At 68.9% G+C, this 6398-nt stretch carries 7 protein-coding genes; all 7 read right to left on the bottom strand.

Annotation, left to right across the window (positions count from 1 at the left end; all coding sequences use genetic code 11):
• Positions 1-60 precede the first annotated feature (60 nt).
• The 7 genes from ABZ490_RS40225 to ABZ490_RS40195 all read right to left on the bottom strand — a co-directional run bounded on the left by ABZ490_RS40225 (position 61) and on the right by ABZ490_RS40195 (position 6372).
• Positions 61-2685 carry a hypothetical protein gene (locus ABZ490_RS40225; RefSeq protein WP_359002178.1) on the bottom strand — a complete coding sequence of 875 codons (2625 nt, stop codon included), beginning with the start codon at positions 2683-2685 and terminating at the stop codon, positions 61-63.
• A complete protein-coding gene (locus ABZ490_RS40220; RefSeq protein WP_359002176.1) occupies positions 2678-3025 on the bottom strand; it encodes a hypothetical protein in 348 nt (115 codons plus the stop codon). Before ABZ490_RS40220 ends, ABZ490_RS40225 begins: the two co-directional genes overlap by 8 nt.
• Positions 3022-3306: a helix-turn-helix domain-containing protein gene (locus tag ABZ490_RS40215; protein WP_359002174.1), complete on the bottom strand. Its 285-nt coding sequence runs from the start codon at positions 3304-3306 to the stop codon at positions 3022-3024. The genes ABZ490_RS40220 and ABZ490_RS40215 overlap by 4 nt, the downstream gene beginning before the upstream one ends.
• A 182-nt stretch (positions 3307-3488) precedes the next feature.
• Positions 3489-4550 carry a tyrosine-type recombinase/integrase gene (locus tag ABZ490_RS40210; protein WP_359002172.1) on the bottom strand — a complete coding sequence of 354 codons (1062 nt, stop codon included), beginning with the start codon at positions 4548-4550 and terminating at the stop codon, positions 3489-3491.
• Complete coding sequence (locus ABZ490_RS40205; protein WP_359002170.1) at positions 4547-4846, bottom strand: hypothetical protein; 300 nt, start codon at positions 4844-4846, stop codon at positions 4547-4549. Before ABZ490_RS40205 ends, ABZ490_RS40210 begins: the two co-directional genes overlap by 4 nt.
• Before the next feature lie 184 nt (positions 4847-5030).
• A complete protein-coding gene (locus ABZ490_RS40200) occupies positions 5031-5630 on the bottom strand; it encodes a hypothetical protein (RefSeq protein ID WP_359002168.1) in 600 nt (199 codons plus the stop codon).
• 160 nt (positions 5631-5790) lie between these two features.
• The gene (locus ABZ490_RS40195; RefSeq protein WP_359002166.1) at positions 5791-6372 is read right to left on the bottom strand and encodes a hypothetical protein; all 582 of its coding nucleotides are present in this window, start codon (positions 6370-6372) and stop codon (positions 5791-5793) included.
• Positions 6373-6398 lie beyond the last annotated feature (26 nt).

The following is a 6398-nucleotide window of genomic DNA, read 5'->3' as shown; positions in this document are numbered from 1 at the left end:
GTCTCCGTCAGATCCAGTACCGCAGCAACCTCATCGACGGATGCCTCGCCGAAACCGGACTCACCTCGACGACATCACGGCGACAACGTCAGTAGCGGTCTTGAAGTACACGGTCTTGACGTATGTCGTGGCGGTCTTCCCGTCGAGGCCGGCGATCGCACCCGCCACGCTGGCGATCATCGATAGCGCCCCGCCAGCCCGCGTCGTGACGGTGACCTTGCCGTTCGGGAGACGCTTCACCTTCATCCCGAACCCTTCCAGGATGGACTCCGCGCCCCTCGACAGGGTCTTCAGAGTCACCGACTTCGAGCCGGGGGTCCGCTTCACCGCCGCGTTGAACGCCTCAAGACCCGCCTGCGCGTCCTCCTTGTTCATCTTGAGGACCAGGTTCTTGTTCGGGATCTTCAGCAGCTGGTCGGCGAGGCCCTTGGCTTCCTCCTTGCTCAGCCCCATGGACTCGGCGTACTTGATGAACTCGCCGCGGCCCCGCTGAAGGATCGCGTTCGAAGCCGACCACATCCCCGTCGACTCGCGGGCCTGGGCTGCCGCCTCCGCCGTGGCCGCGGCCAGCTCGCTGAGCGCGTCGCGGTTGGCGCGGCCCTTGTCGGTGTGCTGGTCGAGGGTCGCCCCGTTCTCCTTCAGGGCCTTAGCAGCACCGTCGATGGCGGCTTCGAACTTCGTTTCCGCGTCGTAGGCGGAGCGGTGGGCGTCGTTAAGCGCGAGGATCGACTGCCGCAGGCCGTCCGCCGAAGCCTTCTGCGCGCTGAGCTGCTGCTGCACCTTCACGGCCTGGTCGCCGAACAAGCCCATCGCCTGCGCGGCCAGCTGCTGCTCAGCTTTGAGATCGGCCAACGCCGACTTGCCCGTCGAGAACGCCTCGTTGATGTCCTTCGTCGACCAACCATTCCGCCGCATGGCCTTCTCGAACGCGGCCATCTGCTTGGCCGCCTGGTCCGCGTACCCGCTCTTGACCATCGACGCGAACGATTCGTCCAGGCCCTTCAGGTCCTCCTTCGTGGCGTCCATGCTCTTCGTCCCGTTCGCGAGATCGTCGAGCTTCCTCACCGCCGTGTCGACGAACGCACCGAACCCGGAGAGCGATGCCAGCGGCTTCGCCCTCTCCAGCGCGTCCGACTGCGCCTTCAGCCGGCCCATCGCCTCACCGAAGCCGTCCAGCGAACCGAACGTGCCCTTCAGTTCGCCCACGAACTTGCCGGTCGTCGCCAGCGATTTCAGCGACGTGGTCAGCTTGTCGACGTCAGGCGGCGCGCCCTTCGCCTTGTCCGCCAGCGCATTGATGCCCAACGCCACGGCGCCGAGGATCCCGGCGACACCGCCCAGCTTCTGCATCGTCGTCAGACTGGCTGCCGTAGCCCGCAAGGTCGTCCCGACACCCGCGCGACCCATCACCTGGAAATACGCCCGCAGCCGCCCCACCGCCGCCGCCGACGCCAGCCCAGACACACCAGCCATGCCGACCTGCAACAGCTTGAACCCGGCGTACAGCTGCAGCAGGTTCGACAGCACGCCGGTTGGGATCGCGTTCACCAGCTTGGCAAACGCGTTGACCAGCGTCAGGACCGACAGGCCCGTGTCCGAGGCTGCTGCCACCAGATGTGCCAGCGCCTTCGTCAGGTTGCCCAGCGTCTCCCCGACCTGGGGGCCTGCCTTGCGGACGTAGTCCATGAACTCGGAGAACCCGTTGCTGCCGGTGCCGCTGGACATGGTCCGCATGAAGTGCACCAGCGAGTCATTCGCCCGAGACAGGGCGCCCGTAGCGAACGTTGAGAACGACTCCATGAACTTCGAGAAGCCGCTGCTGTTGATCCCGCCGGCCAGGATCGTCATGAACCGGTCCAGCTCCGCCGACGCGCCCTTCACCGCCGGCGTCAGCCTCGGCAGCAGTGCACCCGCCACCGCCAGACTCTTGGTGAAGACCGGCATCGTCGACCCGGCAAGCGACCTCGACCAGCCCTTGTACTGGTCCTTCAGCACGGACAGCGACGCGGCCGCCTTCCGCGTCGCCGGGTCCATGGACCGCACCTGGTCCAGATACAGCGCCTCCGCCTGCGTCGCTTCCTTCGACGCGGGCCCGTGCTTCTTCACCGCATCGGTGTACTTCTGCTGCGCGTCGGAGGCGTCCTTTACCGCTCCGATCTGTCCGGCGATGGCCAGACCGAACGCGCCGACCGCCACCCCGGCCGCGCCAACGTTCGCAATGATCGGGACAGTGGCGGCTGCGATCGGGATCAGGGCCGGGGTGAGCATGAGCGCGGCTTTGCGGAGGTTGTCGACGCCGTTGCTGCTGTTGTTCATGGACGCCCGCAGGTTGCCGTTCCGGCCCCGAAGATCACCCATCGTGGTGGTGAGGCGGCGCATACTGCCATCGAGGTCGTCGGTGTCCCGGCGCGTCGTTCGGGAGCGGTCCGACATCGCACCCATACGGGTGTCGGCATTCCGCGACGCCGTGTTCAGGGACCGCAGCGCGCGGGAGCAGTCCTGAATGGAGTCCTTCAGCTCCCGCATGGCGACCGTGGCGATCGTCGCCCGCGCGGCAAGGCCGTCCAGGCCGCGGCCGGCGTCACGGGCCGAATCGCGGAGCCGGTTCATGGACTGGTTCAGCGAAGCGAGTCCGGCCGCCGTCTGGTTTGCGACCCGCACCCGGATCTCGATGTCGTTACCCACGGCCGTCACCCCTCTGGGCAAGCAGACGCTCCAGCTCGGCATCGTGTCCCGCCGTCCACCCTTCGGTCAGCGGCATGCCGAGCATGTCGAAGAGGGTGGCGATGTCGTCGAGCGGCCAGATATCTCGATCGGCCAGTTCGCGCGGCGAGCAGGGCGCGCCAAGGTGTTGCAGGAATGCGAGCACGATCGTCAGCGCGACCAGGTTCGGCTGACCAGCCGCACATGACCGACGCGCCGCCTCCACTTCGTCGGGTGGCCAGTCAACCGTGAACGACAGACCCTTGCCCTCGCCCTCGACGAGGGTGATGACCGTGCTCTGCTCCCCGCCGGCCGCCGTCACCGCGCTGCTCCATGCCCACTGCGGCTGTTGGGGGAAGCCGCCGGGAGCGCGCCCACAGGGTCGCTGCCGATCAGCCGGAGCCTGAGCTGTGCTACTTCGCCGCGGAAGTCTTCGCGCTGCCGCCACCGCCGCACCGTGGACGGATCCACGCCGAGCGCGCGGCCCGCGATTGTGGAAGTCCCACCAAGGGCGAGCAGCACAGCCGCCCGCTCCCGGGGTGAGACCTTCCGGTCGAGAGGAAGCCTGGGGTGCGCATCGTCGTGCGCCTTCACAGTTGTCATGTGCAGATTTTACGCCTCCACCTGCACTAATGCAGTAAGATCTCCCGCCCTGTGGCGTTCGGGCCGATGATCATCCGTGCTGATCCATGCTGAAGCGGAAGAACGGCACACGATCATTCACTGTCGGAACACGACAAAGGCCCCTGGTCGAAGCCAGGGGCCGTCGCTGCCGGGCGGTGGGCTCAGTCCTCGGCCAGCCGCTCCGCCATCGCCGCCGCCACCTTGTACGCCGGGTGCCCGTCCAGACGCCCGCGGCGCCGGTTGTAGCGCTGCGTCGTGCGCGGGTCGCGGTGGCCGGCCGCATCCTGCACCTCGTGCAGCGGCACACCGCTGTCGAGCGCATCCGTGATGAACCCGTGCCGCAGGGCGTGGGGCTTGATGCTGTCCGCCTGCGGCAGGCCGGCCCGGCGCGCCAGCACCCGCAGATGCGTCCACACCTCCGGCTCGCTCCAGCGCCGCCCGGACGCGGTGGTGAACAGCGGGCCCGTGCCACGGCCGTCGAGGTAGCCCATCAGTGCGTCGAGGGCAAGCGGAGGCACGGGCACGGCCTGGACCCGGCCACCCTTCCTGCGGAGCGGCAGTGTGCGGTGCCCGCGGTCGTAGCCGAGCTGGTCGGCGTTGAGGGCGAGGACCTCGTCGACGCGCGGGCCGAGCAGGTACAGCAGGGCAACGAGGGCGTAGGACCGCGGCGCGTGGTTGCGGGCAGCCTCGAACAGTCTGGCCGTCTCCTCGGGCGTGAGCCCCTGTGTGCTGGAGTGGTCGGGGTCGATGTCCGGGCGCGCCACGGCCGCGAACGGATCCGCCGGGACAACACCGAGCCGGGCCGCGTAGGTGTAGAACGACCCCGCCGCCGACAGCGCCTGCGCCCGGCCCGACGGCGACAGAGGCTTGCCCGTCGGTGCGCTCTCCCCGCGTCGGCCGCCCCTGACCCGGACGAGGGTGGGTGCGGTCTCGATGTAGCGGGAGTACGCGTCGGCGAGGGGCAGCGTGGCCTGGAGCGGGTGGACTCCGGCGGAACGCGCGTATCCCTCCCACGCCCGGAAGCGGCGGACGTACACCTTGCGGGTGTTCGCGGATCTCTGCCGCGCCACCCATGCGCCGGCGAGGTCGGGCAGCGGATCTCCGTCGCCGTAGACGTCGGCGAGTTCGTCGCGGAGGCCGCGGGCCTCGTCCGGCCAGTCGTCGCGAGGATCATGGTGGACCGCGGCCAGGTCGACGGACTGGCGGATCCGCAACTCGGTCATGCGGACGGCACCTTGTAGCCCTGCCCGGCCATCCAGCGAGAAGTGGCGGCGGCCTCAGCCAACGCGCCCGGCCCTGCCGTGCGGGCTTCCCTCGCGGCCCAGTGGTGGATCAGTTGTGCGATGTGAGGATCTACCAGACGGCCGTGATCGTGCCAGGCTTCGCGTGCCGACGTCACTTTGGCGGATAGCAGAGCATTGTCTTCCCGTTCGGCGTGGGCGGCCAAGCCCTCAAGGCATCGGGTGATGTGCGCCCGAGCATTCGCTTCGTCCGCATCGGGCGCCTGAGAGTGCGTCATGGTCCGTTCCCTTTCGACCTATTGGATAACCGAGATTATCCAATAGACACCTGAGGCTCCGCCAGCACTCCACTGCAACAGCTCCGCAGACCATCCCACCCGGCACGCGTGCACCCGTTCGCCCGCAACGCGAAGCGCCCGGCCCTCCATCACGCGAAGACCGGGCGCCTGTGCGTGAAGTGATTCAGATCCAGGAATGGGCCCCCGGGTGTCCTGCGATTGCATGGCAGATCGCGAAGTCTTCATCGTCTGGATCCGCTACCGCATCACACGCCGGCCCCTCCGTGATCTCATAACCGGCCACGCTCCAAGTGATCCACCACAGCGTCTGGGTCTCGGAGTCGAAGTCCTGCGACTGCCCCAACGTGACGTGACCACCCGTATGCCCTGGCTCCAACTCGCAAGCGAACGGGTTCGACACGGCGTGAGCAGCCTCCGGCAGCTCCTCAAGGCGGCGCACATCTCCGTCCTCCAGCTCCACCTGGCCCTGACACCGTGATGCCCAGTGAGCGCACTTGAGTGCCTCCGTATGCCCTGCGGGAAGCCGGCACGTCGAGCACTTCGCCAGCACTCGCACCGCACTGCCCTCGCTGCTCCAGAACAGGTAGACGTAGTCGTCGCCCTTCTCGGGCTCCTCTGGGAGGTACACGTCGACCACGTGCTGCCCCGGATGCCCAGGCACGAGGTCACACGGGCCGACCTTAAGGCCAGCGTCGTCTTCGTACAGTCCGAGCCGGTCAACGTCGTCGGCCGTGTACGTGTACGTATCACCGCATCGCTTCATGCCACGACCCTGGCAACGCCCTCGGCTGCGCGCGACCAAACAGGAGAGCTTCCCTCGAAAGCCTGAACCACGGGGCTGCGCACCGGGCTCTATCGCTGCGAACAAGGCGAAGGCGCCCGACCTTCCGTGCAGGAAGACCGGGCGCCCCACCACGAGCTGCTCAGCGGCCCCTCTCCGCCGCCACCAGAGCCAGCACCGCATCCCGGCCCTTCCCCGCCGACATCCCCCCATACGGCAGCCACACAGCCCGCCCCAGCGGATGCCGCGGTGACCGTTCCACCACCAGATCGGCGAGCAGTCGGGCGAGAACCCCGCCGCCGTCGACCAGCGGCCAGCACGTACCCCCGATCCACGCCGCCTCGTCCATCCCGGCACCCGTCTCCTCACCGTTCAGCGACCGCAGCCCCCGGCCGGCGAGCTCCGCCGACGCGGCACGCACCAGCCGGTCATGCTCCCCGAGCGCGTCCAGCGCCGCCCCCATCGCCGTCACCGCGGCCAGCACCGCCTCGACCGCATCCGCCCGAGACGCCGCCAGGCCCTCGACCCGCGGCGCCATCTCCCGGGCCGCCGCCTCCCCGGCCGCCACCCGCGCCCGGCGCACCTCCTCCTGCTCCTCCCAGTCGGCCCGCAGCAGCCGCGCCCGCACCCCCGCGTGGTCCGCGGCCTCGACCGCCTCCTTGTGCCGGTCGTATGCCGTCCTGCTGGCCCGGTTCGTCGCGTACCCCCGCTCCGCCTCCCGCAACTCCCCGCTGCGCCTGCGCGGCCTCC

It is taken from the genome of Streptomyces sp. NPDC005811 (assembly GCF_040630405.1).
Classification (GTDB): domain Bacteria; phylum Actinomycetota; class Actinomycetes; order Streptomycetales; family Streptomycetaceae; genus Streptomyces.
The sequence above is the reverse complement of the archived record's forward strand: the minus strand, read 5'-3'. Positions and strand labels throughout refer to the sequence as shown.

Bases quoted from the DNA above. Each gene is read 5' to 3' on its own strand.
- ABZ490_RS40215 (WP_359002174.1), bottom strand. From the start codon at position 3,306: ATGACAACTGTGAAGGCGCACGACGATGCGCACCCCAGGCTTCCTCTC.
- ABZ490_RS40205 (WP_359002170.1), bottom strand. From the start codon at position 4,846: ATGACGCACTCTCAGGCGCCCGATGCGGACGAAGCGAATGCTCGGGCG.
- ABZ490_RS40210 (WP_359002172.1), bottom strand. From the start codon at position 4,550: ATGACCGAGTTGCGGATCCGCCAGTCCGTCGACCTGGCCGCGGTCCAC.
- ABZ490_RS40200 (WP_359002168.1), bottom strand. From the start codon at position 5,630: ATGAAGCGATGCGGTGATACGTACACGTACACGGCCGACGACGTTGAC.